The 25,746-nt window shown below is 71.2% G+C and carries 22 protein-coding genes; 16 read left to right on the top strand and 6 right to left on the bottom strand.

Annotated elements, in window-relative coordinates:
- Positions 1-6: 6 nt before the first annotated feature.
- Positions 7-1,197 carry a zinc-dependent alcohol dehydrogenase gene (locus tag ACWD4G_RS05470; RefSeq protein ID WP_451290884.1) on the bottom strand — a complete coding sequence of 397 codons (1,191 nt, stop codon included), beginning with the start codon at positions 1,195-1,197 and terminating at the stop codon, positions 7-9.
- Positions 1,198-1,438: 241 nt separating this feature from the next.
- On the opposite strand from ACWD4G_RS05470, the gene ACWD4G_RS05465 reads away from it, so the two are divergent.
- A complete protein-coding gene (locus tag ACWD4G_RS05465; protein ID WP_451290883.1) occupies positions 1,439-2,362 on the top strand; it encodes a DUF3048 domain-containing protein in 924 nt (307 codons plus the stop codon).
- Between the two features lie 110 nt (positions 2,363-2,472).
- On the opposite strand, the gene ACWD4G_RS05460 is transcribed toward ACWD4G_RS05465, so the two are convergent.
- Positions 2,473-2,907 (bottom strand): MarR family winged helix-turn-helix transcriptional regulator, encoded by a 435-nt coding sequence (locus tag ACWD4G_RS05460; RefSeq protein WP_451290882.1) that lies wholly within the window; start codon positions 2,905-2,907, stop codon positions 2,473-2,475.
- Between the two features lie 253 nt (positions 2,908-3,160).
- Between ACWD4G_RS05460 and ACWD4G_RS05455 the strand changes: the two genes are divergently transcribed.
- The 7 genes from ACWD4G_RS05455 to pcaDC are packed head-to-tail and all read left to right on the top strand — an operon-like array spanning position 3,161 to position 9,681.
- A complete protein-coding gene (locus ACWD4G_RS05455) occupies positions 3,161-3,943 on the top strand; it encodes a CoA transferase subunit A (RefSeq protein WP_451290881.1) in 783 nt (260 codons plus the stop codon).
- A complete protein-coding gene (locus tag ACWD4G_RS05450; protein ID WP_451290880.1) occupies positions 3,943-4,590 on the top strand; it encodes a CoA transferase subunit B in 648 nt (215 codons plus the stop codon). Before ACWD4G_RS05455 ends, ACWD4G_RS05450 begins: the two co-directional genes overlap by 1 nt.
- 14 nt (positions 4,591-4,604) lie before the next feature.
- Positions 4,605-5,807: a thiolase family protein gene (locus ACWD4G_RS05445; RefSeq protein WP_451291144.1), complete on the top strand. Its 1,203-nt coding sequence runs from the start codon at positions 4,605-4,607 to the stop codon at positions 5,805-5,807.
- Between the two features lie 9 nt (positions 5,808-5,816).
- Entirely contained in the window at positions 5,817-6,590 is a 774-nt protein-coding gene (gene pcaH / locus ACWD4G_RS05440) for a protocatechuate 3,4-dioxygenase subunit beta (protein WP_451290879.1), read from the top strand.
- A 6-nt stretch (positions 6,591-6,596) separates the two neighbouring features.
- Positions 6,597-7,202, top strand: coding sequence for a protocatechuate 3,4-dioxygenase subunit alpha (pcaG, locus tag ACWD4G_RS05435; protein WP_451290878.1), 606 nt, complete (start codon positions 6,597-6,599; stop codon positions 7,200-7,202).
- Positions 7,199-8,557 carry a 3-carboxy-cis,cis-muconate cycloisomerase gene (pcaB, locus tag ACWD4G_RS05430; RefSeq protein ID WP_451290877.1) on the top strand — a complete coding sequence of 453 codons (1,359 nt, stop codon included), beginning with the start codon at positions 7,199-7,201 and terminating at the stop codon, positions 8,555-8,557. Before pcaG ends, pcaB begins: the two co-directional genes overlap by 4 nt.
- The gene (gene pcaDC, locus ACWD4G_RS05425; RefSeq protein WP_451290876.1) at positions 8,554-9,681 is read left to right on the top strand and encodes a bifunctional 3-oxoadipate enol-lactonase/4-carboxymuconolactone decarboxylase PcaDC; all 1,128 of its coding nucleotides are present in this window, start codon (positions 8,554-8,556) and stop codon (positions 9,679-9,681) included. Before pcaB ends, pcaDC begins: the two co-directional genes overlap by 4 nt.
- A gap of 658 nt (positions 9,682-10,339) precedes the next feature.
- Here pcaDC and ACWD4G_RS05420 read toward each other — a convergent pair.
- On the bottom strand, positions 10,340-13,012 hold the full coding sequence (locus ACWD4G_RS05420; protein ID WP_451290875.1) for an ATP-binding protein: 2,673 nt from the start codon (positions 13,010-13,012) through the stop codon (positions 10,340-10,342).
- Positions 13,013-13,245: 233 nt separating this feature from the next.
- On the opposite strand from ACWD4G_RS05420, the gene ACWD4G_RS05415 reads away from it, so the two are divergent.
- The 3 genes from ACWD4G_RS05415 (at position 13,246) to ACWD4G_RS05405 (ending at position 16,931) form a co-directional block, all read left to right on the top strand.
- Complete coding sequence (locus ACWD4G_RS05415) at positions 13,246-14,559, top strand: MFS transporter (RefSeq protein ID WP_451290874.1); 1,314 nt, start codon at positions 13,246-13,248, stop codon at positions 14,557-14,559.
- A gap of 3 nt (positions 14,560-14,562) precedes the next feature.
- Positions 14,563-15,786 (top strand): anhydro-N-acetylmuramic acid kinase, encoded by a 1,224-nt coding sequence (locus ACWD4G_RS05410; protein ID WP_451290873.1) that lies wholly within the window; start codon positions 14,563-14,565, stop codon positions 15,784-15,786.
- A gap of 83 nt (positions 15,787-15,869) precedes the next feature.
- Entirely contained in the window at positions 15,870-16,931 is a 1,062-nt protein-coding gene (locus ACWD4G_RS05405) for a DUF2510 domain-containing protein (RefSeq protein ID WP_451290872.1), read from the top strand.
- A 202-nt stretch (positions 16,932-17,133) separates the two neighbouring features.
- Here the strand turns inward: ACWD4G_RS05405 and ACWD4G_RS05400 are convergent, their stop codons facing one another.
- Entirely contained in the window at positions 17,134-17,748 is a 615-nt protein-coding gene (locus ACWD4G_RS05400) for a TetR-like C-terminal domain-containing protein (protein WP_451290871.1), read from the bottom strand.
- A gap of 351 nt (positions 17,749-18,099) precedes the next feature.
- Here ACWD4G_RS05400 and ACWD4G_RS05395 point away from each other — a divergent pair, with 351 nt between their 5' ends.
- The gene (locus ACWD4G_RS05395) at positions 18,100-18,930 is read left to right on the top strand and encodes a phosphatase PAP2 family protein (RefSeq protein ID WP_451290870.1); all 831 of its coding nucleotides are present in this window, start codon (positions 18,100-18,102) and stop codon (positions 18,928-18,930) included.
- Positions 18,927-19,886 (top strand): hypothetical protein, encoded by a 960-nt coding sequence (locus ACWD4G_RS05390; RefSeq protein ID WP_451290869.1) that lies wholly within the window; start codon positions 18,927-18,929, stop codon positions 19,884-19,886. The genes ACWD4G_RS05395 and ACWD4G_RS05390 overlap by 4 nt, the downstream gene beginning before the upstream one ends.
- Positions 19,887-20,080: 194 nt before the next feature.
- On the opposite strand, the gene ACWD4G_RS05385 is transcribed toward ACWD4G_RS05390, so the two are convergent.
- The gene (locus tag ACWD4G_RS05385) at positions 20,081-22,135 is read right to left on the bottom strand and encodes a phosphocholine-specific phospholipase C (protein WP_451290868.1); all 2,055 of its coding nucleotides are present in this window, start codon (positions 22,133-22,135) and stop codon (positions 20,081-20,083) included.
- Positions 22,136-22,306: 171 nt separating this feature from the next.
- A complete protein-coding gene (gene polX, locus ACWD4G_RS05380; protein WP_451290867.1) occupies positions 22,307-24,046 on the bottom strand; it encodes a DNA polymerase/3'-5' exonuclease PolX in 1,740 nt (579 codons plus the stop codon).
- Between the two features lie 218 nt (positions 24,047-24,264).
- Here polX and ACWD4G_RS05375 point away from each other — a divergent pair, with 218 nt between their 5' ends.
- The 3 genes from ACWD4G_RS05375 (at position 24,265) to ACWD4G_RS05365 (ending at position 25,573) form a co-directional block, all read left to right on the top strand.
- The gene (locus ACWD4G_RS05375) at positions 24,265-24,426 is read left to right on the top strand and encodes a hypothetical protein (protein WP_451290866.1); all 162 of its coding nucleotides are present in this window, start codon (positions 24,265-24,267) and stop codon (positions 24,424-24,426) included.
- A gap of 22 nt (positions 24,427-24,448) precedes the next feature.
- On the top strand, positions 24,449-25,243 hold the full coding sequence (locus tag ACWD4G_RS05370) for an SDR family NAD(P)-dependent oxidoreductase (RefSeq protein WP_451290865.1): 795 nt from the start codon (positions 24,449-24,451) through the stop codon (positions 25,241-25,243).
- A 174-nt stretch (positions 25,244-25,417) separates the two neighbouring features.
- Positions 25,418-25,573 carry a hypothetical protein gene (locus ACWD4G_RS05365; protein ID WP_451290864.1) on the top strand — a complete coding sequence of 52 codons (156 nt, stop codon included), beginning with the start codon at positions 25,418-25,420 and terminating at the stop codon, positions 25,571-25,573.
- Positions 25,574-25,746: the final 173 nt, after the last annotated feature.

Below are 25,746 nucleotides of genomic sequence, written 5' to 3'. Positions count from 1 at the left end.
CTTCCCTCAGGGCTCGAAGATCACCTTCACCGCGCCGTCCTCCTTCCGCTGGAACATCTCATAGGCGCGCGGCGCCTCGCTCAGCGGCAGTCGATGGGTGGCGAAGGAGTCGACACCGAGGGGGTCGGAGTCGGTGAGGAGCGGCAGGATGTCGTCGCTCCAGGTGCGGACGTTGGCCTGGCCCATGCACAGCCGGATCTGCTTGTCGAACATCGTGAGCAGCGGCAGTGGGTCGGCGGTGCCGCCGTAGACGCCGGTGATGGAGATGGTGCCGCCGCGACGTACGAGGTCGATGGCGGTGTGGAGGGCGGCCAGCCGGTCGACGCTGAGGTGTTCCGCGAAGCGGGCGCCGAGGGCGCGGGGCAGCAGTCCGGCCGCGGCCTGGGCGAGCCGGGCGGCGGCACTGCCGTGGGCCTCGGTGCCGACGGCGTCGATCACGGCGTCGGGGCCGCGCCCGGCGGTGCGGTCGCGCAGCGCGGCGACGAGTTCCTTCTGACTGTCGAAGTGCCGCAGGTCGTACGCCTCGACGTCCCGTTCGCGTGCCCGGCGCAGTCGCTCGGGCACCAGGTCGATACCGAACACCTGCTCGGCGCCGCGTACTTGGGCGATCCGGCAGGCCATGTCGCCGATGGGCCCCAGCCCCAGTACGGCGACGCTGCCGCCGGACGGGATGTCCGCGTACTCGACAGCCTGCCAGGCGGTGGGCAGGACGTCGGAGAGGTAGACGAACCGGTCGTCGGGCGGGCCCTCCGGGACCTTGATCGGCCCGAACTGTGCCTGCGGTACGCGCAGATACTCGGCCTGGGCGCCCGGGACGGCGCCGTAGAGCCGGGTGTAGCCGAAGAGCGCCGCGCCCATGCCCTCGCCGGTGACTTGGGTGGTCTCGCACTGGGTGGGCAGCCCGGTGAGGCACATCCAGCAGTTGCCGCAGGCGATCTGGAACGGCACCACGACCCTGTCCCCCACCGCGAGGTCGGGCACCGCGGCGCCGACTTCCTCGACGATGCCCATGGGCTCATGGCCGAGGATGTCGCCCGGTGTCATGAACGGGGTGAGCACCTCGTAGAGATGCAGGTCGGAGCCGCACAGGCCACTGGATGTGATCCGGATGACCGCGTCCGTGGGCTCCTGGACCGCCGGATCGGGCACGGTCTCCACACGGACGTCCCGCCTGCCCTGCCACGTCACTGCCTTCATCGCGCCACTCCGTCCCTCGCACAGTCCCGGCAAGTGCGGCCCGAGTACCCCGGGCACTGCCCACGAACCCGGACGGTTCGGCCGACCTGATCGGCGCAGCAGAAGTGGACCGGCCATGAACAATCAGCTATGGCCATCTATGAACTTTTAAGCGCACAATCAAAGACAACTCGGGACCAGGGTGGCCACAGTGGGCATACGACGAAACGTGCGGCGGCCGGGGCGTCGCGGAGCTGCGGGGATGGTGCTCGCCGCGTTGACCGCGGGCGTCCTGGTGGCGGGCTGCACCGGAGGCGACGACGGCCGGGCGCCGGACGAGGGACAGCGGGACGACCACGTCAGCACGGCCCCCGAGGGCTCGGTGCTGGCCGTGAAGATCGACAACGTGGGCGCGGCCCGCCCGCAGACGGGTCTCGACGCCGCCGACATCGTCTACGCGGAGCAGGTCGAGGGCGGTCTGAGCCGGCTGATGGCCGTCTACGCGACACGGTTCCCCGAGGAGATCGGCCCCGTGCGCAGCGCCCGGGAGTCCGACCTGGAGCTTCTGCGCCAGTTCGACGAACCGACGCTGGCCTTCTCCGGCGCGCAGAGCAAGCTGCTTCCTCTGATCGACCGGGCGTCGCTGCACCCGGAGACCCCCGAGGACGCAGCCGACGCGTACTTCCGCGACGCCGACAGACCCGCCCCGCACAACCTCTTCCTGCGCCCCGACCGGCTGATCGACTCCCCACCGGGCAAGGCGGCCCTGACCACCGGTTTCCGCTACGGCGAGGCCCCCGACGGCGGCACCCCGAAGAACTCCCTCACCGTCCGCTACCCCGCTGCCCGCTTCACCTTCACCTGGTCCGAGGACCGCGACCGCTGGCTGGTGTCGATGGACGGCACCCCCACGGTGACGACCGACGACGAGCGGGTGGCACCGGCGACGGTGGTGGTGCAGCACGTGACGATCCGGGACTCCCTCTTCCACGACTTCCTCGGCAACACCACCCCGTACACGGAGACGGTCGGCTCGGGCCAGGCGGAGGTCCTGCGCGACGGCCGCTCCTACGAGGCGAACTGGCAACGCGACACGGCCACAGAGGGCACGACCTTCACCACAACGGACGGCAAGCCGCTGAACTTCGCGAAGGGCCAGGTCTGGGTGGTCTACGCGAGCAAATAGACGCCGGTCACCCGCAACGCCGCGACTTTAAGGGGCGCGGGGAACTGCGCGACCAGCCACGACGGCGCCGCGGAGAAAGACTGCCCCACCCGGCACTTCCAGCGGAGCGCCTAGCGGAGCGTCTCCGTCGCATCGGCAACCCGCCGTATGAGGTCGAAGAACACCTCCCGCTCCGCCTCGCTCAGCGGCGCCAGGAACACCTGGTTCATCCGAGCCGTCCGCACGGTCAGCCTGCGATGCGTCCGCACCCCGTCCTCCGTGAGCCGCAGCAGGAACCGGCGGCCGTCCTGCGGGTCCCGCACCTTGTCGAGGAGGCCGCGCCGCCCCAGTCGGCTGATGACCTCGGACATGGTGGAGCGGTCCAGCCCGACCCGTTCCCCCACGGTGCGCTGGTCGAGACCCGGTTCGTCGACGAGGGTGTTGAGGACGGCGAACTGGGGTGAGGTGATCTCCTCGGAGACCATGACGTTCCACAGCAGATAGTGGGCCTGCTGGAGCCGTCGGGCCAGGTGCCCGGGGTGGGCGGAGAGGTCCACCGCGGCCATATGCGCTCCTCGACTGCTCGACAGAAACTGCTCGACGGAAACCGCTCGACGAAAGATGAGATGGACGGCAATTCGTTGGTGCACTGAACAATACCCAACCGCCCTCCACCGTATGTCCACAGCCGCACACGCACCTGACCTCACCTTTCCCAAGGCCTTGACGCCGAACCCGTCGAGTGGCAGCGTGAAGGAAACTTCACCAAATTACTCAGTGCCCTGAGTAATCCGCTCGGACGAGGATGGGGCTTCACGGATGGACAAGGTGGTCGCCACAGCCCTGGAGGCAGTGGCCGATGTGCCGGACGGCGCGACACTCGCCGTCGGCGGCTTCGGGCTGAGCGGTGTGCCGAACGTGCTCATCGGGGCGCTGTACGAGCGCGGGGTCTCGGGTCTGGGTGTGGTGTCGAACAACTGCGGCGCGATGGAATCCGGGCTGGCGATCCTCCTCGCAGCGGGCCGGATCTCGCGTGTGACCGGGTCGTACATCGGGGCGAACAAGGAGTTCGCCCGACAGTATCTGGCCGGTGAGCTGGAGGTCGAGATGATCCCGCAGGGGACACTGGCCGAGCGGCTGCGCGCCGGTGGCGCCGGCATCCCGGCCTTCTTCACCCCGGCCGGAGTGGGCACCCAGGTCGCCGAGGGCGGACTGCCGTGGCGCTACGACGGCAACGGCGGCGTCGCCCTCGCCTCACCGCCGAAGGAGGTCCGGGAGTTCGACGGCGTCGAGTACGTACTGGAGCGGGGCATCCGCACCGACTACGCGCTCGTCCGCGCCGCCAAGGGCGACCGGCACGGCAACCTGGTCTTCAACAAGTCCTCCCGCAACTTCAACCCCCTCTCCGCCATGGCGGGCAAGGTGACCATCGCCGAGGTGGAGGAACTGGTGGAGCCCGGCGAGATCGACCCCGACGCGGTGCATCTGCCCGGGATCTTCGTACAGCGGGTGATCGCCCTGACCCCCGAGCAGGCGGCGGACAAGAAGATCGAGCAGCGCACGGTGTCCGTGGCCCCGGCGCAGGGAACGGTGAGCGAGTGATGGCCTGGACCCGAGAGCAGATGGCCGCCCGCGCCGCGCGCGAACTTAAGGACGGCCAGTACGTCAACCTCGGCATCGGACTGCCGACGCTGATCCCCAACTACCTCCCCGAGGGCGTCGAGGTCATCCTGGAATCCGAGAACGGAATCCTGGGCACCGGCCCGTACCCGACCGATGACCGGGTCGACCCCGATCTGATCAACGCCGGCAAGGAGACCGTCACGGTCCTTCCGGGCGCGTCCTTCTTCGACTCGGCGCTGTCGTTCTCGATGATCCGCGGCGGCCACATCGATGTCGCCGTGCTGGGCGCCATGCAGGTCTCCGAGACCGGTGACCTGGCCAACTGGGCCATCCCCGGCAAGATGATCACCGGGATCGGCGGGGCGATGGACCTGGTCCACGGCGCCCGTACGGTCATCGTGGTGATGACCCACACCGCCAAGGACGGCTCGGCGAAGATCCTGGAGCAGTGCGCGCTGCCGCTCACCGGCAAGGCGTGCGTGAACCGGATCATCACCGATCTGGGCGTGCTGGATGTGACGGCCGAGGGTCTGGTGCTGGTGGAGACCGCGCCCGGGGTCACCGTCGAGGAGATCGTCGAGAAGACCGCCGCCAAGGTCCGCATCCCCGAGGAGATCCAGTCATGACCCACGGCAATGGCCTGAAGGACGTGTACATCGTCGACGCGGTCCGCACCCCGATCGGCCGCTACAACGGCGGTCTGTCCGGTGTCCGCCCCGACGACCTCGCCGCGCACGCCATCCGCGAACTGCTCGCCCGTACCCCGGACCTCGACCCCGCCCGTGTCGAGGACGTGTACTTCGGCAACGCCAACGGCGCCGGCGAGGAGAACCGCAACGTCGGCCGGATGGCCGCGCTGCTCGCCGGGCTGCCCACCTCCGTACCCGGCGTGACCGTCAACCGGCTGTGCGCCTCCGGTCTGGAGGCGACCATCCAGGCGGCCCGCGCCATCGCGCTCGGGGATGCCTCCATCGCCGTGGCCGGTGGTGTGGAGTCCATGACCCGTGCCCCGTACGTCCTGCCCAAGAACGACCGGGCCTTCCCCGCCACGAACACCGAGCTGTACTCGACCACGCTGGGCTGGCGCATGGTCAACCCGCGTATGGAGCCGCAGTGGACCATCCCGCTGGGTGAGTCGGCCGAGCGGATCGCCGACAAGCACAAGATCACGCGGGAGCAGCAGGACGAGTTCGCGCTGGCCTCCCACCAGAAGGCCGCCAAGGCGCAGCAGGCCGGACTGTTCGACGCCGAGCTGGCGCCGGTGTCGATCCCGCAGCGCAAGGGCGACCCGGTGGTCTTCGGCGCCGACGAATGCGTACGGGCGGATGCCTCCCTCGCGGCGATGGCCAAGCTGAAGCCGTCGTTCCGCACCTCCGAGGGGACCGTCACGGCGGGCAACGCCTCGCCGCTCAACGACGGTGCCGCCGCGCTGCTGCTGGTGGACGAGGAGGGCCTGAGGGCCACCGGACGCGAGCCGCTCGCCCGGGTCTCGGCGAGCGGGGTCCACGCCAACGACCCCGACTACTTCGGGCTCGCCCCCGTCGAGGCCGTCAACCGGGCGCTCGCCAAGGCGGGCAAGTCCTTCGCCGACCTGGACGTCCTGGAGCTGAACGAGGCGTTCGCCGCGCAGGTGCTCGGCTGTGTCGCCGAGTGGCCCGAGTTCGACCCGGCGATCCTCAACCCTCAGGGCGGCGCGATCGCCCTCGGCCACCCCCTCGGCTGCTCGGGCGCCCGCCTCGCGGGCACGGTCGCCCACCAGCTGGCCCGCAAGGGCTCGGGCGTCGGCGTCGCCACGCTGTGCATCGGGGTCGGCCAGGGCCTCGCTCTCGTCCTTGAACGCTAAGGAATCCACATGACTCTCACCCAGCACGACATCGACCAGGAAATCGCCGCCGAGCACGCCGCCTACGAGAAGCGGATCGCCGACGGTGCCCCCGTCGAGCACCAGCCGCGCCGTGACTACGCCCCGTACCGTTCCTCGGTGTTGCGGCACCCCAAGCAGCCGCCGATCTCGATCGACGTCTCCAAGGACCCGGAGCTGGTGGAGCTGCACTCCCCCGCGTTCGGGGAGCGGGACATCACCGAGATCGACAACGATCTGACCCGGCAGCACAACGGCGAGCCCATCGGTGAGCGGATCACCGTCTCCGGCCGGCTCCTCGACCGCGACGGGCGCCCGATCCGGGGCCAGCTGGTCGAGATCTGGCAGGCCAACTCCGCCGGTCGCTACGCCCACCAGCGCGAGCAGCACGACGCCCCGCTGGACCCGAACTTCACCGGTGTCGGCCGTACGCTCACCGACGCCGACGGCACCTACCACTTCACGACGATCCAGCCGGGCCCGTACCCCTGGCGTCAGCACGTCAACGCGTGGCGGCCGGCGCACATCCACTTCTCGATCTTCGGCACCGCGTTCACCCAGCGGCTCGTGACGCAGATGTACTTCCCGAGCGACCCGCTGTTCCCGTACGACCCGATCATCCAGTCGGTCACGGACGACGCGGCCCGGCAGCGGCTGGTCGCCACCTATGACCACAGCCTGTCCGTGCCGGAGTTCTCGATGGGCTACCACTGGGACATCGTGCTCGACGGGCCGCAGGCCACCTGGATCGAAGAAGGACGCTGACCCGCCATGACGAAGATCGACACCAGCCGCCCCGAGACGGTGCTCCCGACCCCGTCGCACACGGTCGGCCCCTTCTACGGCCACGCCCTGCCGTTCCCCGGCGGCGGGGACATCGCCCCCGTCGGCCACCCCGACACCATCGCCCTCCACGGCCGCGTCCTCGACGGCGAGGGCAACCCGCTGCCGGACGCCTTCGTGGAGCTGTGGGGCCCGGACCCGGACGGCCAGGTGCCCCGGGTCGACGGCTCGATGCGCCGTGACGCGGCCTCCGGCGGCTTCGCGGGCCGCAACGGCGTGGAGTTCACCGGCTGGGGGCGCATCCAGACCGATGCCGGCGGGCACTGGACGGCGCACACACTGCGGCCCGGCGCACGCGGCCGGAACGCGCCCTACATCAGCGTGTGCGTCTTCGCACGCGGTCTGCTCGTGCACCTGTTCACCCGGATCTACCTCCCGGGCGACGACGCGGCCCTCGCCGCCGACCCGCTGCTCGCCGGGGTGGACGAGGCACGCCGGGGCACGCTGATCGCCGAGGACCAGGGGAACAGCACCTACCGTTTCGACATCCGCCTTCAAGGCGAGGGCGAGACGGTCTTCCTGGAGTTCCAGTGACGTTTCCCGACCCTGATGCCGGTCTGCTCGCCCCCGGGTGGACCGGCTCCCCGGCGGCCTCCGCCACCGGCGACACGGCCTACCTCCAGGCGCTTCTGGACGCCGAGGCCGCGCTGACCCGTGCTCAGGCCGCCCTCGGGCTGGCCCCGGCCGAGGCCGCGTCGGCGGTGACCGAGGCCGCCGATGCCGGCCGCTTCGACGTACGCTCCCTCGCCGAGCGCGCCCGAAGCGGCGGCAACCCGGTGATCCCGCTGGTCGGGGACCTCACCAAGGCGGTCGGCGGGGAGTCGGGCCCATACGTCCACCGGGGCGCGACCAGCCAGGACATCATGGACACCGCGACGATGCTGGTCGCCTCGCGCACCCTCGCCGTGATCGAGGCCGACCTCGACCGTACGGCTACGGCGCTGGCCGGGATCGCCGCCGAGCACCGGGACACCGCGATGCCCGGCCGCACCCTCACCCAGCACGCCGTGCCCACGACCTTCGGGTTGAAGGCGGCGGGCTGGCGCTCCCTGATCCTCGACGCCAGGGACCGACTGACGGCCGTACGAGCGAGCCTGCCCGCCCAACTGGGGGGCGCGGCGGGGACGTTGGCGGCGTTCACGGTGTTCGGTACGACCGATGGACAGGCCCCGGTCGACACCCGCGCCCTCATCGCCGCCTACGCCCGTGAACTCGGCCTGCGCGAACCCGAGTTGCCCTGGCACACCCTGCGTACACCGATCGCGGACCTCGCCGGTGCGCTGGCCTTCGCGGCGGGCGCCCTCGGGAAGACGGCGGTGGACGTACTCACCCTGGCCCGGACCGAGATCGCGGAGCTGGCCGAGGGCGGTGGCGGCGGTTCGTCCGCGATGCCGCACAAGGCGAACCCCGTACGGTCCACGCTGATCGTGGCGGCCGCTCGGCGGGCACCGCAGTTGGCGGCGACGCTGTACGGCGCGCTGGTGGCGGAGGACGAGCGGCCTGCCGGGGGCTGGCACGCGGAGTGGGAACCGCTCAGGGATCTGCTGCGGCTGGTCGGCGGCGCGGCGCGGGACGCGGTGGAGCTGACCGAGGGGCTGCGGGTGCACGCCGACACCATGCGCAGCCACCTCGACCTCACCCACGGTCTGATCGTCTCCGAGCGACTGGCCGCCGAGCTGGCCGCGCTGATCGGCCGGGCCCGCGCCAAGGAACTGCTCACCCGGACGGCCCGGCGCGTCCATGCGGAGGGCCGCACGCTGGCCGAACTGCTGGGCGAGGAGGCGGAGTTGAAGGATCTGCCGCCCGCCCTGCTCGCGGACCTCACCGACCCCGCCCGTTACACCGGCTCCGCCGGAGACCTCACCGACCGTGCTCTGGAGCGACGTTGACCGACAAGCTGCTCAACCACCGTGCGGAGGGCCCGACTTCCGCTCCCCCGCTGCTGCTGGGCCCCTCGCTGGGGACGTCCACCAAGCTGTGGGAGAAGGTGGCGCCCGAGCTGTCGATCACCCACCGGGTGGTCCGCTGGGACCTGCCGGGGCACGGCGACTCCCCCGCCGATCTGATCGGCCCCGGCGCGACGGTTGCCCAACTGGCCGACCTGGTCCTGGCGTTGGCGGACTCGCTCGGCATCGAGCGGTTCGCGTACGCGGGGGTGTCGCTCGGCGGTGCGGTGGGGCTGCAGCTGGCCGCGACCCACCCGGAGCGGGTGGCATCCCTGGCGGTGATCTGCTCCTCGGCGCACTTCAACGGTGCCAAGCCGTGGGCGGAGCGGGCCGAGCGGGTGCGGAGGGAGGGGCTGGCGGGTGTCGCCGAGACGGCCGAATCCCGTTGGTTCACACCGGGGTTCACGGTGCCGGAGCTGGTCGAGGACCATCGGAGCGCGGACCCGGCGGCGTATGCGGCCTGCTGCGACGCGCTGGCCGCCTTCGACATCCGCGACCGCCTCTCGGGCATCACCGCGCCGACATTGCTGGTGGCCGGCCGCGAGGACCCCGCGACGCCGCCCGCGCATCTGCGGGAGCTGGCGGACGCGATCCCCGGGGCCTCGCTGACGGAGATCGCGGGGGCCTCGCACCTCGCGCCGGCGGAGCGTCCGGAGGCGGTGCTGTCCGCGCTCCGCGCGCACCTCGACGGGTATGCGCGGCGGGGGATGGAGGTGCGCCGCCAGGTCCTCGGCGACGCCCACGTGGACCGCGCCCAGGCCCGCCAATCACCGTTCACGGCCCGCTTCCAGGACTTCATCTCGCGCTATGCCTGGGGGGAGATCTGGACCGATCCCACGCTCACGCGCCGCGAGCGCAGCATGATCACCCTCACCGCGCTGGTCGCCCACGGCCACTACGACGAACTCGCCATGCACGTCCGAGCGGCCCGCCGCAACGGCCTCACCCCGGAGGACATCGGCGCCGTCCTCCTCCAGACCGCCATCTACTGCGGTGTCCCCGCCGCCAACTCGGCCTTCGCCACCGCCCAGCGGGTCCTGGCGGAGGAGGAGCCGGGCGAGGCCTGAGCAGCGGCGTCCGCCGGGACGGCCCGGGGCCCGGTCGGGGGTCCTGGGCCATGGCTGGCGGCCCCAGGCCCGACCGAACGGCCCCGTGCCCCGATCAACGGCCCCAGGGCCAGATCAGCGGCCTGGGCACGGTCTACGCCCCCAGGCCACAGAACCCAGGACCCAGAACCCAGGACCCGATCAACGCCCCCGGAGCCCCGCCGGGAGTCCCGGGCCACGGCCGAACGGCCCCAGGCCCCGATCAACAGCCCCGGAGCCCCGACAGACGGCCCCAGAGCACGGTCACGACACCCCGGCGCCTCCCCTAGGCCCTGTCGTCAAATTCCCGTCTGCCCCGCGACGCCATGCACGCTCCCCCACTGCCTTAAGGGCGTGGGAGGTGCCCCCACTCGCCGCACCGGGCGAAAGCCCAAGTGCGTCCGGTCCATCGACGGGGTCCTCCGCCCGGCACGCCGAGAGCACGGACCTGACGCCGCGAGGCCGCCCTCCGGGCGACGACGGGAATTTGACGACAGGACCTAGGCCCCGGTCACGACACCCGGGCCGCCCCTCGCCCCACGGTCACGACACCCCCGGGGCCCCGGTCGGCGGTGCCGGACCTCGACCGACGGCCCCACGCCGCTGGCCCGGAACCGGTCACGACACCCCCGGTCCGCCCCTAGACACCCCCGGCGAGTGCCCTTCGGGCCTGGCGGACCAAGCCGTCGGCGCCGCAGGATTCCGCCAGGTCGAGGCCCTGTTCGATCTCAGCGGACGAGCGGAGGGCGATGCCGTATTCGATGCGGGCCGCGGCGTGTTCGTAGGCGGACGGTGAGGCGGCCAGATAGGTGACGGCCTTGCGGTAGAGGGTGACGGCCTGCTTGCCGGTCGCGAGGGCGGCCTCGACCCGCAGGGCCTCGCCGATGGCGGTGTCCGTGCCGAAGCGTTCGGCGCGTCGGCGGAGGGTCCCGGCGAGATCGGCGGCACGCCTGGGGTCCTCGTTGGCGAGGGCCCGGGCGAGGTCGCCGCCCCAGGGGACGAGGAGCGTGTTGTGGTGGCCCCGGGCGTCCGCCGCCTTCTCCGCGGCCTCCAGTTCATTGATGCCCTCCTCGATACGGCCGACGGCGAGGAGCAGCCGGCCGCGTACCGAGCGGGGGTCGGGCAGCACGATGGGCGCCGGATAGGGCGGCGCGAATCCGTTCCGCTCGGCGATGTCCCACGCCTCCTCGATATGGCCGCGGGCGAGCAGTGTCTCGACGAGGTTGCAGGTCGAGGTCCAGTGCACGGGCAGTCCGGGCCCGACCTTCTCGGCGTACTCCAGTGAGGTGCGCAGGGATTCCTCGGCCTCCCTGAGGCGGCCCCGCCTGCGGTGGGTGAGACCGACATAGGCGTGGGCCAGGGCCAGATGGGCACCGCCCCAGCCGGCCGACTCATAGGTGCGCAGGGCTTCCGCAATGAAGCTCTCGGCCCGGTCGAGACGGTCCGCGAAGGCGTAGGAGCTGGTCAGCATCAGCAGCAGTTCGAAGCCCCACTCGCAGTCGAGCCAGCCCAGTCCGGGTGCGAGTCGGCTGTTGACGAGGGCGCGGTCACAGTGTTCGACGACCACCTCGGCGTTCTCACCGCGGGCCATCGCGTCGAAGCCGCGCAGGATGAGCAGTGCGCGTTCGGAGTTGTCCCGGCCCTCACAGGTCTCGGCGAGCGCGGCGAGTTCCTGGGAGTGGGTCGGCGGGAGTTCCTCGCCGGCGTGGACGCCCTCCCACATGTAGCGGGCGGCCTGGAGTCGCATCCGGGCGGGGCCCTCCTCCAGCCGGAGGGCCTCCGTCTCGACGGTCCGCACGGCCTCCCCCAGCTGGTTGTTGTGCACCAGCGCCTGAGAGAGCCGGAAGATCGCGTTGACGCGCTCCTTGTGGTCCAGGCCCGGTGCCGCCAGGGCCGAGCGGAGGTAGTCGATGGTGGTGGAGGGGGAGGTGAGGAGGGTGGCGCAGCCCAGTTCGTAGAGGACTCGGACGCGGACATCGTCCTCCGGTGGTTCCTTGAGGGCTCGCTCCAGGCAGCGGCAGGCCGCTTCGGGTGCGCCGACGGCGAGGTGTTCGGTGGCGGCGGCCCGGAGCTGTTCGACGAGTTCGGGGTTGCCCTCGGGGTGGACCTCGATGAGATGGCGGGAGGCCGCGGCGGGCCCTCGGCCGGACTCGGTGACCACGGTCGCGGCGACGCCGTGGTACGCGATGCGCGTCGCGGGCAGGATGTTCTCGTACACGGCGGTGGCGATCAGCGGGTGGACGAACACCAGCTCGCCGTCCTTGAGTTGGCGGCCGGCCGGGTCGGAGGCGGTGAGGATACGGGCCTGGATGAGGCGATCGGCGCAGTCGGCCGCCGTGTCCGGGGTGAGTCCGGCGAGCCGGGCCGCGTTCTCGACCGTGATGTTGGTGTGGAGGATGGCGGCCGCCCAGGCGAACCGGATGGCTTCGACGCCGAGTTTCTCCAGCCGGTGGACCAGGCCGTCGCCGCGGGCCGCCTTGTTCAGGGGGCGCAGTTTGGCCGCGGAGTCCTCGACCGGGCTCAGCTCGCTGTCCTTGACCTTGGCGAGCAGTTCGACGGTGTCGTAGGGGTTGCCGTTGGTGACGGCCCAGACCTCGCGGCAGAACGCGTCGTCGGCGTGGTCGCCGAGCCTGGCGCGGGTCAGCCCGGCGGTGGCCTGGGGGCTGAGCCCGGTGATCGTGGTGACGGGTTCGGCCTTGGACGCGACCTCCCGGAGGATGCGGGCACCTTCCGCCGAGGCCTCGCCGGGGCGGCGGGCGATCACGACGAGGACACACATCTCGGCCAGCCGCTCGGTGAGCGCGGACAGCCAGCGCAGGGTCTCCTGGTCGGCCCAGTGGGCGTCGTCGATGAGCAGGACGAGGGGCCAGCTCCGCCGTACCAGCCGGCTGACGGCGGCGACGATCCCGTCGCGCACATGCTGCGGCTCGGGCAGGGAGTCGCCGGGGTTGGTGAGGCCGAGGGCGGGTCCGGCGATGTCGTACCAGTCGCCCAGGTAGTCGCGCTGCTCGTCGTCCATCAGGGACAGCAGCGCGGGTTGCAGCAGTTGTCGTACGACGTGGAAGGGGACGGAGGTGACGGTCTCGCCGCCACGGGCGTACCAGGCGGTGCAGCCTCGCTCGTCGGCGATACGGCGGGCCTCGGTGAGGACGGTGGTCTTGCCGATGCCCGCCTCTCCGGTGAAGACGAGAATCCTGCCCGGTGACGCCTTGTCGACGCGGAGTTCGTCGATCGCCTGTGTGATCGCGGCGAGTTCCGCGTCGCGCTCCCACAGGGAAGCCGAGGCGGCCGTTTCAGGCCGTGCCTCCGTCATCCCGCTACCTCCCCAGGTCGCCCAAACGACGTACAGGTCATTGAGCGTAGCCCTCCGGCTGCCGATGTGGAGGCTGGTCCGGGTAGGTATTGCCGTGTCGGGTGACATCGGCGGGCGCGTGGACGACGCGTTCGGCCGCCCACCTGCCGTGTTGGACATGACCCGCAGTCAACTGCCCTTGATCCGAGGCGGTTTTCCGTCCCCGGCCGCCCCGCACCGACCCAGGAGACCGAATGGCAGTGCCCGGAACCGGTCACGATGCGCGCTCTTTCCGTCCGGAGCGGTCGCGCCGGGCGCTGTGGGCCGGGTCGGTCGGCAATTTCATCGAGTGGTACGAGTTCGGGGTCTACGGCCACTTCGCGACGATCATCGCGGCGCGGTTCTTCACCCCGGAGGGCGGCGGTGAGATCGAGGGGCTGGTGAGGACGTATGCGTCGTTCGCGCTGGCGTTCTTCTTCCGGCCGGTGGGTGCCGCGTTGTTCGGCCGGCTCGGTGACCGGATCGGGCGGCGGCCGGTGCTGATCCTGGTGATCGTCCTGATGACGCTGTCGACGGCGGCGATCGGCGCGCTGCCGACGTACGCCGAGATCGGGGCGCTCGCGCCCTGGCTGCTGACCCTTCTGCGGGTGGTCCAAGGGCTGTCCGCCGGTGGGGAGTTCGGGGGCGCGGTGGCGGTGATGACCGAGTTCGCGCCTCGGGGGCGGCGGGGGCTGTACGGGTCGTGGCAGTCGTTCACGGTGGCGGTGGGGCTGCTGGGCGGGGCCGGGGCGGCGGCCCTGATGGCGACGGTCCTCTCTCCGGCCGCGTTGGAGTCCTGGGGGTGGCGGGTGCCGTTCCTGTCGACGCTTGCGCTGGGGGTGGGTGCGCTGTGGTTGCGGCTGCGCCTGGACGAGACGCCCGCGTTCCGGCGCGAAGGGGCCGCGGCCATGCCGCCGGCCGGTGAGGTCGCCCGTGCCATCGCGCTCGGCGCGGGCCGGATCATGGGCTGGGCGGCGGCCGGTTACACCTTCCTCGTGGTGCTGCCCTCCTATCTCCAGAGCAGTCTGAACGCCACCTTCCAACAGGCCCTGGTGGCGACCGTCCTGGCCAATCTCGGCTTCGCGTCCACCATCCTCCCGGCGGGGTGGCTCAGCGACCGGATCGGACGCCGGCCGGTCATGCTCACCGGCGCCCTCCTGGTGACCGCCCTCGCGGTGCCACTGCTCAACCTCCTTCAGGACGGCGGTACTTCGAACGCGGTAAAGGGCGTGGCGGTGTGCGCGGCGGGTGCCGTCGTCGGTCTGATGGCGGGACCGGGCCCGGCCATGCTCTCCGAGATGTTCCCGACGAGCGTCCGCCACACGGGCCTCGGCCTGGCCTACGCCCTGTCCAATGCCGTGTTCTCCGGCTGCGCGGGCCTGATCATCACCGAGACGATCCAGCGGACGGGAAGCGTGGACATCCCCGCGTACTACGCGGCGGCGACCTGCGCGGTCAGCGCCCTCGCCCTGCTGGCGTCTCGGCAGCCATCCGGGTCCAAGTCGCCCACAGCGCAAGGGAGTCGATGATTCATGCGGGTCATCGGGCTGATGTCCGGTACGTCGTACGACGCGATCGACGCGGCGGCGGCCGACCTCGACCTCATCGGGGACACGCTCACGCTGAGGCCGCTGGGGATGGTCGGTCGACCGTACGACGACGAGGTGTACGAGGCGTTGACCGGGGTCCTTCCGCCGGGTACGACGACCGTCGCCGAGGTGTGCCGTCTCGACACCCTCGTCGGGCGGGCCTTCGCGGCGGTCGCGGTCGAGGCGAATGGTGAACTGTGCGGCGGGCGGGCCGAGTTGGTGGCCTCGCACGGGCAGACGGTGCACCACTGGGTGGAGAACGGCCGCGTGTACGGCACCCTCCAACTGGGGCAGCCCGCGTGGATCGCGGAGGCGACGGGGCTGCCGGTGGTGGCGGACTTCCGGCCCCGTGACATCGCCGCCGGCGGTCAGGGGGCGCCGCTGGTGAGCCTGTTCGACCTGCTGTGGCTGCGCGGCCGCCCCGGCACCCCGGTGGCGCTGAACCTCGGCGGAATCGCCAACCTCACCGCACCCGACGGCACCGCGTTCGACACCGGGCCGTCCTGTGCGCTGATCGACGCGGCCGTACGGGAGTTCACGGCCGGGCGGCGGTCGTACGACGTGGACGGCGCCCTGGCCGCGCGCGGCACGGTCCACGAGGCGTTGCTGCGCCGGTTGCTGGCCGAGCCGTACTACGCGCTGCCCGCGCCGAAGACGACGGGCAAGGAACTGTTCCACCTCGGGTATCTGCACGAGGCGCTGGCCGGGTTCACGGGGCTGGGCCCGGAAGATGTCGTCGCGACGCTCACCCGGCTCACCGCACGCACGGTCGCGGACGCCGCCCGCGCCGTGGGGGCCACGGAGGTCATCGCCTCCGGTGGCGGCACCCGCAACCCGACGTTGATGCGGATGCTGGGCGCCGAGCTGACCGGTGCGGGGCTGCGGGTCTCGGACGAGTTGGGGCTGCCGGCGGGCGCGAAGGAGGCGTACGCCTTCGCCGTGCTGGGCTTTCTGACCGCGCACGGGCTGCCGGGCACCGATCCGGCGAGCACGGGCGCCCGGCACGCGCGTGTGCTGGGGTCGGTCACACCGGGACGGGCGGGGCTGCCGCCGCGGCCACCGCACGGTGCGCGGCCGCCGGTTCGGCTGGTGGTCGAGACATCACCGCCCACGGTCGGGACATCTTCGTCTGCGGTCGGGACGTCCCCGCCCACGGTCGGGACGTAGCCCTGGCGCCAGATCCGCGCCCTTCGCCAGGAAACCCGACCCTCTCTCATCCGCTTTTCACTCCGGCCTCATACGGTTGTTCCATGACGCAGGTGACTCCTCCCGGCTGGTACCCCGACCCCGGGCAGACGAATGACGCGCCGCCGACCGAGCGCTGGTGGGACGGCAAGGCGTGGACGGACCAGGTCCGGCCCACGGGCTCGGCCGGGGCGTTCGGTCCGCCGCCGGGCTTTCCGCCGGGGCCCGGGGCGTATGCGGGGGCTCCGGGCGCCCCCGGATATCCCGGGTACCCGGGGGCAGAGCCGAAGCGCGGCCTGCGCACCGGCATAGCCGTCGCCGTGGCGGCGGCGGTCCTCGCGTGCATCGGCGTCGGCGTGTACGCCCTCACCGGCGACGAAGGCAGCAGCGGTAGCGCGACCTCGCAGGGGTCCGGCGGGCAGAACGGCCAGGGCGGCACGAACGGCGGTCAGGGCGGTCCCGGCGGCAACTCCGGTGGCCAGGGCGGTCCCGGAGGCTCGGGCGGTTTCGGTGGTTCGGGTGGTTCGGGTGGTTCGGGTGGACAGACGCCGTCGCCGGACGGGTCGGGGCAGCCACCGCAGTTGGAGGAGGGGTACGCCACCGACCTGGCCAGCGGCATCAGCATCCCGGTGCCCGAGGGCTGGGTCACCTCGCCGCTCGTGGTGGGCGCGCAGGTGACGACGGAGGCGTCGTACGAGTGCCCGGCGGACCCGACGAAGAACTGCACGCGTGGCGGCGCCTATTCGATGCCCGCGTCGGAGCTGGGCATCAAGGCGACCACCCCCGAGGCGGCGGCGAAGGAGGACATCGCCGGCAACGCCGAGGACGCCTACGGCACCGAGGGCTACGGCAAGATCAGCTCGCACGAGGAGCTGGCCTCCGAGGCGGTGACCGTGGCCGGCGAGAAGGGCTATCTGGTCCGCTGGAAGGTGGTCACCGGCAAGGGCGACGACGGCTATGTCGAGTCGCTGGTCTTCCCGTCGCCCGCCGACTCCTCGCAGCTCGTCGTGGTGCGGTTCGGCATCGACGTCAGTGACGAGGCGCCGAAGCAGTCGGTCATCGACGAGATCACCAAGGGCATCAAGAAGTCGTCCATCAGCGGCGGCGGCAGCGGCCAGGAAGTGTGAACGGCCGGGCGTGAGCCGGACGGTGTGACCGGGCGGCCTGAACCCGGCGGCATGAACGGGGTGGTGTGAACCAGGCGGCCGGGTGGGCTCCTCTCCGCTCCAGAGGAACCCACCCGGCCGGGGGGTGCGCGCCGCCCCCGTCCCCACGGTGCGGCGCGTCCAGGTCGTCGTCCGGGAATTCCACGGACGGCGGCCCGGGTCTCTAGGTCAGGCCGAGCGACGGGAGCACGGCCGCCTCCATGAACTTGATGATGTACGTCTCGTCCGCGTCCCGTCCCTCCAGCACCGGGCGGGCCCGCAGCACACCGAAGATCTGCGCCGGGACGAACTCCAGCGCCGGGTGGTCGGCCGGTACCTCGCCCCGGTCGACGGCGCGGCGGATCATCGCCCTGAGCGCCTCGATCTCGGGCTCGACGAGCGCGTCCCGCAGTGCCGTCCGCAACTCCTCGTCCTGGACGGCGGCATGGCCGAGCGCCTGGAAGATCCGGCCCTCCAGGGCATAGCCCTCGCCCGCGCGCCGGGCCACCTCGCGCAGATCGCCGGCGAGGGTGCCGGTGTCGATCCCGCAGAAGCGGGCGCTGCGGCGGGCGCGCAGGGCGGCCGCCACGAACTGGGGCTTGGTCTTCCACTGCCGGTAGAGCGTGGACTTGCTGCAGCGGGTGCTGGCGGCGACGCCCTCCATGGTGACCGAGTCGTAGCCGCACTCCCGGACCTGTTCGAGCACGGCGTCGAAGAACTCCTGCTCACGCTCCGGCGTGAGTTTGGAGCGGCGCGAGGCGACGGCCGTCTCCGGCCCGTCCGCGGCCTGCGACGTCATGACTCCGGTCTCCTTCGCTCGACTGCGTATGGATCGTTTTCGTGCGGATCATGCGGATCGTGCGGATTCGTTCGACACGACACCCGATGGGCTTCGTCGGCCGTCGATACGCCACTGTACCGGAACGCGGCCGTATCGGTACAGTGCCGTATCGATACCTAATCGTTTCGGTACCCCGCCGTTTCGGTACAGCGCCGTATCGGTACACTCCCGTATCGGTACATCAACGTATCGGAACGAGTGCGTATCGCACGCGGTGCCGTAGCGCATGTATCGAAGGGCTGTACCGCTGTACCGCCATGGAAAGCAGCGCCGCCGGCAACGACAGCGCGTCAAGGAAAGGGCCGGGGGATGGAATGCCGCACCCAGCCTGGAGAAGAGCGGGCCGCCGCGATACCGCGACCGCCCCTCGTCCGTGAGCTTCTGCTCGTCGCAGGGCTCTTCCTCCTCTACAAGTTCGGCCGGTTGCTGGCGGGCGGCCACACCGCCGAGGCCTTCAGCAACGCGCACCAGGTGTGGGACTGGGAACGCGCCCTGGGCCTGCCCGGCGAGGGTTCCGTGCAGTCGGCGCTGCTGCACGGCGACACCCTGATCCACCTCGCGAACGTCTACTACGCGACCGTCCACTTCCCGGCGACCGCGGCCTTCCTGATCTGGCTCTATCTGCGGCGACCGGCGCACTACCTATGGGCACGCCGGGTCCTGGCCGCCCTCACCGCCGCCGCCCTGCTGCTGCACCTGGCGTTCCCGCTGGCCCCGCCGCGGCTGCTGGAGATCACCGGGCTCGTCGACACGGGGCAGGTGTACGGGCCGACGGTGTACTCGTCGACCCCGGCGACCGACTCCCTGGCGAACCAGTTCGCCGCGATGCCGTCCCTGCACTTCGGCTGGGCCCTGATGGTCGCCGTCGGACTGATCGCCGCGACCCGCTCCCGCTGGCGCTGGCTCTGGCTGCTGCACCCGCTGGTGACCCTGCTGGTGATCGTCGGCACCGCGAACCACTACTGGCTGGACGCGATCGTCGCGGGCGCGCTGCTGTCCGTCGCCCTGGTGGTCATCGAGGTACCGCACCGGTCGACCACGACCGCGACGGCCGCCGGGCGCCCCCGGGAACTGGCTCCCATCGAGGAACCCGCCCTGGTAGGAGCGGGCCTCGGATCGAAAATCGGAGCGGGCCGATGAACGTCACGCTGGTCGCCGTCGCCCTCTCGCTCGTCTCCGCCGTCGCCTACGCCGCCGCGGCCGTCGCCCAGGAACGGCTCGCCTCCCGCAGGGGCGGCACCGGCGTACGGCGCATGCTGGCCAGCGGCGCGTGGTGGAGTTCGGTGGCACTCAACGCCGGTGCCGCACTCCTCCACGTCGTGGCCCTCAGGTACGGGCCGCTCACCGTGGTCCAGCCGCTCGGGGCGCTCACGCTGGTGGCCGCCGTTCCGCTGGGCGCGCGGGTCGCCGGGCGGCGGGTGAGCGCGGTGGAGTGGCGCGGTACGGCTCTCACCCTGGTGGGGCTCGCCGCGATACTCGTCGCCGCGTCGGGGCCGGCGCCGGACGACGTACTGAGCGTGCCGGAGGCGCTGGGGGTGGCCGGGGTGACGGCGGCCCTGGTGGGGGTGTTGTCCCGTCCCGGGACCAAGCCGGGGTTGCGCCATGCCACCGCGTCGGGGATGGCGTCGGGGGTGGCCTCCGCGCTCACCCAGACGGTCACCGTGGCCGCAACGGACGGCTCGGGCTCGCGCTTGAGCGTTCAGGTGGTGGTGGTCGCCGTGCTCGTCGCCGCGTTCGCCGTGGGCGGGTTGTTCCTCTCCCAGACCGCGTACCAGGGGGGTCTTGGCGCCCCGTTGGCCATGGTGACGTTGTCCAACCCCATGGCTGCCGCCGTGATCGGGCTGTCGCTGTTGGGTGAGGGGTTGCGGGGTGGGGTGGCCGGGGTATTGCTGGCGGTGGCCGGAGCGGTTGTGGCGGGGCGGGGGGTGGTGTTGCTCACGCGGGTTCCTGTGGCGGCGCCGGTTGTGGAGGAGGTCGACGAGGAGCACCCGGTGGCGGCGGTACTGGCCCTGGAGCCCGCCCACGCCCCCACCGAGCCGTCGCTGCTCCCACGCCAACCGGGCGCCCCCACACCTGGACACCTGACCCCCCTTTGATGTGGGCCGGGCCGGGGTTTCGCTCACCGGCGCTCGCAGGGTGCCGCTCTCTTTGGGATGGGTGCCGCCCCTAGCGGCACGCCTGCCCGCAGCTGCGCGAACAAGTAAGCAGGCCCGCGCCCCGTAAGGGGCGCGGGGAACTGCGCGAGCAACCACGGTGGTGTCGCAGTCGCTCGATCACAGTTCCCCCCGAGCTATTGGGCGCCGAACGCCGGGTCGCTCACACCGACTCGGCCGTTCTCCACATGCCCCGCGAAGCGACGTACGAAGGTCTCGTCGCCATCGACCGTGACCGTCAGGTCGTACCAGCGGCGGCTGGAACCGAGGTCCACGGTATGGCGCACCGTGTCACCGGCGCGCACCTTGAACGTACGGGTGCGGCCCCCATAGGCGTCGGTCAGCCTCAGGGTGACCGCCCCCGTACCCCCGTTCGCCAGCGACAGCCGCACATCGTCGCCGACATGCCGCGCGGTCACCTCGGGCCCCGCCTTCCCACCCGGCCCCTTGAAGACACGCAGAAAGCCGTTGGGGCCATGCACCGTGAGGTCGTACGTGCCGCCCGACGACGCCGAGTCCCACGTGTCCGAGACCGTCCTGCCCGCCTCCGTCGTGTAGGTCCACGGACCGTCCGTACGGTTCCCGGACGTGACCAGGAACGCGGCACCCGCCTCGGCACCCGAGGCGAACGTCAGACTGAAGGTCCCGGCGGCGGTGTCCGCCGAACCGTCCACCTTCGGCGCGTACTTCAGCGGCCGGGCGCGCCGCAGTCCCCGTTCCTGCGTCGGCATGCTCGGGTCCGCCGGCACCGTCGGCCGGTAGTCGGGGTGCCGCTCCCGGTCCTGCGGCTCGTACTCGTCGGTGTCCGGCAGCGCGGCGGGCCTGCTGTCCTTGCGGGAGAAGTCGAACGCGGAGGTGAGGTCGCCGCAGATGGCCCGCCGCCACGGCGAGATATTGGGCTCCTTCACCCCGAACCGGCGCTCCATGAACCGCAGGATCGAGGTGTGGTCGAGGGTCTCGGAGCAGACGTAACCGCCCTTGCTCCACGGGGAGACGACGAGCATCGGTACGCGCGGGCCGAGGCCGTACGGTCCGGCGACGCGGTTGGCGTCGCCCGGGTAGAGGTCCAGGGACACATCCACCGTGGACCTGCCGTGGGCGGCGTCGCGGGGCGGCAGCGGCGGGACGAGGTGGTCGAAGAAGCCGTCGTTCTCGTCGTAGGTGATGAACAGGGCCGTCTTCGCCCAGACCGCCGGGTTGGAGGTGAGCGCGTCGAGGACCTGGGAGATGTACCAGGCGCCGTAGTTCGAGGGCCAGTTGGAGTGCTCGGAGAACGCCTCGGGGGCGGCGATCCAGGAGATCTGCGGCAGCGTGCCCGCCTTGACGTCGGCCTTGAGGATGTCGAAGTATCCGTCGCCCGCCTTGGCGTTGGTACCGGTGCGGGCCTTGTCGTACCAGGGGTCGCCGGGCCGGGCGTTCCGGTACTTGTTGAAGTAGAGGAGCGAGTTGTCGCCGTAGTTGCCCCGGTAGGCGTCGGATATCCAGCCCCAACTGCCCGCCGCGTCCAGTCCGTCGCCGATGTCCTGGTAGATCTTCCAGGAGATCCCGGCCTCTTCCAGGCGCTCGGGGTAGGTCGTCCAGTCGTAGCCCAGTTCGTCGTTGCCGAGGACCGGGCCGCCGCCCTTGCCGTCGTTGCCGGTGTGGCCGGTCCACATGTAGTAGCGGTTGGGGTCGGTGGAGCCGATGAACGAGCAGTAGTAGGCGTCGCAGACGGTGAAGGTGTCGGCGAGGGCGTAGTGGAAGGGGATGTCCTCGCGGGTGAGGTACGTCATGGTCGTGGTGCCCTTCGCGGGCACCCACGTGTCGTACTTGCCGCCGTTGTAGGCGGCCTGTCCGTCGGGCCAGCTGTGCGGCAGGCCCTCCAGGAACTGCATGCCGAGGTCGTCGGCCTCGGGGTGGAAGGGCAGGAGGTCCTTGCCGGTGGCGTCGGCCTGGTGCCACACCGGTTTGCCGTTGTCCAGGGTGACCGGGTGCGGGTCGCCGAAGCCCCGGACGCCTCTGAGCGCGCCGAAGTAGTGGTCGAAGGACCGGTTCTCCTGCATGAGGACGACGATGTGCTCGACGTCCTCGATGGTGCCGGTCCGGTGGTGCGCGGGCAGTGCCGCGGCGCGCTCGATGCTGCTCGACAGCGCGGTGAACGCGGCGGTGCCGCCCGCGAGTTGGAGGAATCGGCGCCGATTGACTTCAGGCATGGGTGAGTGACCTCTTGTCCTGACGTGTGCGGTGGAAGTGACCTGCGCGCAGGGAATGGTCCTAGCGCAGCGAATGTCGGGGAAGAGGTCGTGGCGCGGTTGTGACACAGGGGAGTCCGCCGTACGAACAGCACCGGTCGGGCTCCCCATGGACCGGAAAAGAAGCGCCCTTCACTTGCCCTTGCGGAGGAAGCGGCGCAGGCGGGTCTCCGGCCAGGTGTTGATCACGTCGTGCTTGGTGAGCCAGCCCCGTTGTGCCGTGGCGACGCCGTAGCGCATGTCGGTCAGATGGATCGTGGCGTGGGAGTCGCTGTCGATCGCGAACTTCACGCCGTGCCGCCCGGCGCGCAGGATGTCCTCGTCGCGCAGGTCGAGTCGGTCCGGATGGGCGTTGATCTCCAGTGCCGTGCCGGTGCGCGCGCAGGCGGCGAAGACCTCGTCGAGGTCGGCGTCGATGCCGGGCCGTTTGCCGATGAGGCGGGTGGTGGGGTGGCCGATGATGTTGACGTACGGGTTCTCGCAGGCCCGTACGAGTCGGCGGGTGAGGGCCGCGCGGTCCTGGTTGAAGTGCGAGTGGACCGAGGCCACGCACAGGTCGAAGCCGTCGAGGAACTCCTCGGGCCAGTCCACGCCGCCGTCGAGGTCGATGTTCAGCTCCGCCCCGTGCAGCAACCGCATCCCGCCGCGCCTGCCGCGGGTGCTGTACGCCCCGTCGAGTGCGCGTACGCGGTCGCGCTGGGCCAGCATCCGCTCGTCGGTCATCCGCTGCATGTACAGGTTCGGGCCGTGGTCGGTGATCGCGTAGTAGGCGTAACCGCGGTCGGCGGCGGCCTCGATCATCTCCTCCAGCGGGGCGAGGCCGTCGGTGAGGTCGGTGTGGGTGTGGAGGTCGCCCCGGATGTCCTTCTCTGTCACCAGGTCGGGCAGTTCGTCGTCCAGGGCGGCCTCGATCTCGCCGCGGTCCTCCCTCAGGGTCGGCGCGATCCATGGCAGGCCGAGGCGGGCGTACACCTCTTCCTCCGTCTCGGAGACGATCTTCTCGCCGCTCTCGACGTCGAACAGTCCGTATTCGGAGAGCTTGAAGCCCTTGCGCACGGCCAGTTCGCGGATGCGGATGTTGTGCGCCTTCGAGCCGGTGAAGTACAGCAGGGCAGCTCCCCAGGAGTCCGGGGGGACGACGCGCAGATCGACCGACAGGCCCTTGTCCGTGCGGATCGAGGTCTTGGTCTCGCCGTGGGCGATGACCTCGGTGACGTGCGGGAGTTCGGTGAACGCCCGCATGACGGGCCCGGAGCGTTTCGCGGCGGCGAGGATGTCGAGGTCGCCGACCGTCTCGCGCATCCGGCGCAGTGACCCGGCGTAGACGCAGCGCCGGCAGCCGCGCACCTCGGAGAGCGCGGCGACGATGTTCTCGGCGATGTCCGTGGCGGCGTCGAGCAGCACCCGGTCCCCGGAGGACCGCAGCAGTTCGATGCCGTGGAGGATGTTCTCCTCCGTCCTGGGGCCGAAGCCCTTCAGGTCGCTCAGTCGCTCGGCGCGGATGGCGTCGACCAGTTCGTCGACGGTGGTGATGCCCAGTTCCTCGTAGAGCGTCAGGGCCTTCTTCGGGCCGAGCGTGGGGATGGCCGTGAGCCGTCGGACACCGGCGGGGATTCTCGCCCGCAGTTCGTCGACGGCGGACACCCTGCCGGTGGCGAAGTACTCCAGGACCTTGCCGGCGATCGACTTGCCGACCTGCGGAATCCGTTGGAGGTCCTTGGCGTCGAGTGTGGAGACATCGGCGTGGTAGCCGCCGATCGACCGGGCGGCCTTCTCGTAGACGCGTGTCCGGTACGCGTCTCCTCCGGTGATCGAGATCAGATCCGCGTATTCCTGGAACAGCGCGGCGACCTCGTCGTTGGACCGAGCCACATCTCCAGGGTAGGCGCGAGGGCGGGGGTGGGAGCCACTCGGCAGGCCGAATCACCTCTCCTGCGGCCACCCGGCCGACCAGTGGTAACCATACGCATCGCTTATAGCCTGATTCAACCAGATCCCCTACCGGGCGCCGCAAGGAATGCCTAACTTGGCAGGCACATCGCGGAACCTACCGCACAGCCCCACCTCTGCCGATCGAGCGAGACATAACCATGGCATATCTTCAGTTCACCCTGCGGGTGGACCAGCACGACCAGTGGATCAGCGAAGTCCGTGCCGCGAACCTCGGCCACGCGCCGCCGCCCGACCCCGCCTCCGACGGACGCGGCCTCAGCCGTGTCGACGGCTGCCTCGTCCTCACCCCCTACGCCTGACCACCACACACAGGAGCACGAAATGTCCGGCACCACCTCCCTCGACTTCACCGGCCAGAAGGTCGTCGTCATCGGCGGCACCAGCGGCATGGGCTACGCCGTCGCCCGCCATGTCCTCGACGCCGGCGGCACCGCCGTCGTCACCGGCCGCTCGCAGGCAGGCGCCGACGAGGCGGCCGCCGCACTGTCCACCCACGCCACCCACGGCAAGGCCGTCGGCCTCGCGGCCGATCTGACCGACCCCGCCGCCCTCGACCGCCTGCGCGAGACGCTCACCCAGGACCACGCCGACGCCACCCTCCTGGTCAACGCGGCCGGTGTCTTCGCCCCGAAGTCCTTCCTGGAGCACACCGGCGCGGACTACGACCGCTACCAGGCCATCAACCGCGCCTTCTTCTTCCTCACCCAGACCGTCGTCGGCAACATGATCGACCGCGGCGCCAAGGGCTCCATCGTCAACATCGGCTCCATGTGGGCGCACCAGGCCATCGCCGCCACGCCCTCGTCGGCGTACTCGATGGCCAAGGCCGGTCTGCACTCGCTCACCCAGCACCTCGCGATGGAGCTCGCCTCGCACGGCATCCGCGTCAACGCGGTCGCCCCGGCGGTCGTTCGCACTCCGATCTACGAGGAGTTCATCCCCAAGTCGGACGTCGACTCCGCCCTCGACGGCTTCAACGGCTTCCACCCGCTCGGCCGCACCGGCACCCCCGACGACATCGCCGCCACCGTCGCCTTCCTCCTGTCGAACCAGACGGACTGGGTCACCGGCGCCGTCTGGGACATCGACGGCGGCGTCATGGCCGGCCGCAACTGACTGTCAGCCAGGCCCCCTGCGGGCCACCGGGGAAGCCGTCCGGGCCGACCCCGCGCTCGGCGAGGCCAAGTTCTCGGTCACCGGTTCCTGGCAGGGCGGCTGCCGGCTCACCGCGCAGACCGGCGCGCTGATAGCGGGCGGTGAGCGCGACGACAGCGTGTCGCCCAGTACACGATGAGCAGCGACGAGCCCGTCGCCCTTCTGGGCTCCGACACCGCCGTGTCCATCGGCCCCTCGGTCCGTCCGGGACTGCGGCAGGTGCGTGTCCGCCCGCGCATCGACGCCCCGGACACCCCCGCGAGCAGCTGGAGGAACTCGTCACCCTCGTAGAGAACCGCTCGCCCATCCGCGACACCCTGGTCAGCCCGATCGACGACGTCACCACGCTCGCCTGATCGCGCCGGCCGGCCGGGCATGAGCCACAGCACCGCCCACGCGTCGACCGGATGGACCGCGCGTGGGCGGGGCCGTTTTCCGCCCCCGAGGCATTCGCCCCCTCCCCG

Source organism: Streptomyces sp. NPDC002643 (assembly GCF_053592555.1).
This window is presented reverse-complemented; position numbering and strand designations above follow the sequence as displayed.

Bases quoted from the DNA above. Each gene is read 5' to 3' on its own strand.
- ACWD4G_RS05470 (WP_451290884.1), bottom strand. From the start codon at position 1,197: ATGAAGGCAGTGACGTGGCAGGGCAGGCGGGACGTCCGTGTGGAGACC.
- ACWD4G_RS05465 (WP_451290883.1), top strand. From the start codon at position 1,439: ATGGTGCTCGCCGCGTTGACCGCGGGCGTCCTGGTGGCGGGCTGCACC.
- ACWD4G_RS05460 (WP_451290882.1), bottom strand. From the start codon at position 2,907: ATGGCCGCGGTGGACCTCTCCGCCCACCCCGGGCACCTGGCCCGACGG.
- ACWD4G_RS05455 (WP_451290881.1), top strand. From the start codon at position 3,161: ATGGACAAGGTGGTCGCCACAGCCCTGGAGGCAGTGGCCGATGTGCCG.
- ACWD4G_RS05450 (WP_451290880.1), top strand. From the start codon at position 3,943: ATGGCCTGGACCCGAGAGCAGATGGCCGCCCGCGCCGCGCGCGAACTT.
- pcaH (WP_451290879.1), top strand. From the start codon at position 5,817: ATGACTCTCACCCAGCACGACATCGACCAGGAAATCGCCGCCGAGCAC.
- pcaG (WP_451290878.1), top strand. From the start codon at position 6,597: ATGACGAAGATCGACACCAGCCGCCCCGAGACGGTGCTCCCGACCCCG.
- ACWD4G_RS05420 (WP_451290875.1), bottom strand. From the start codon at position 13,012: ATGACGGAGGCACGGCCTGAAACGGCCGCCTCGGCTTCCCTGTGGGAG.
- ACWD4G_RS05415 (WP_451290874.1), top strand. From the start codon at position 13,246: ATGGCAGTGCCCGGAACCGGTCACGATGCGCGCTCTTTCCGTCCGGAG.
- ACWD4G_RS05410 (WP_451290873.1), top strand. From the start codon at position 14,563: ATGCGGGTCATCGGGCTGATGTCCGGTACGTCGTACGACGCGATCGAC.
- ACWD4G_RS05405 (WP_451290872.1), top strand. From the start codon at position 15,870: ATGACGCAGGTGACTCCTCCCGGCTGGTACCCCGACCCCGGGCAGACG.
- ACWD4G_RS05400 (WP_451290871.1), bottom strand. From the start codon at position 17,748: ATGACGTCGCAGGCCGCGGACGGGCCGGAGACGGCCGTCGCCTCGCGC.
- ACWD4G_RS05395 (WP_451290870.1), top strand. From the start codon at position 18,100: ATGGAATGCCGCACCCAGCCTGGAGAAGAGCGGGCCGCCGCGATACCG.
- ACWD4G_RS05390 (WP_451290869.1), top strand. From the start codon at position 18,927: ATGAACGTCACGCTGGTCGCCGTCGCCCTCTCGCTCGTCTCCGCCGTC.
- ACWD4G_RS05385 (WP_451290868.1), bottom strand. From the start codon at position 22,135: ATGCCTGAAGTCAATCGGCGCCGATTCCTCCAACTCGCGGGCGGCACC.
- ACWD4G_RS05375 (WP_451290866.1), top strand. From the start codon at position 24,265: ATGGCATATCTTCAGTTCACCCTGCGGGTGGACCAGCACGACCAGTGG.
- ACWD4G_RS05370 (WP_451290865.1), top strand. From the start codon at position 24,449: ATGTCCGGCACCACCTCCCTCGACTTCACCGGCCAGAAGGTCGTCGTC.
- ACWD4G_RS05365 (WP_451290864.1), top strand. From the start codon at position 25,418: ATGAGCAGCGACGAGCCCGTCGCCCTTCTGGGCTCCGACACCGCCGTG.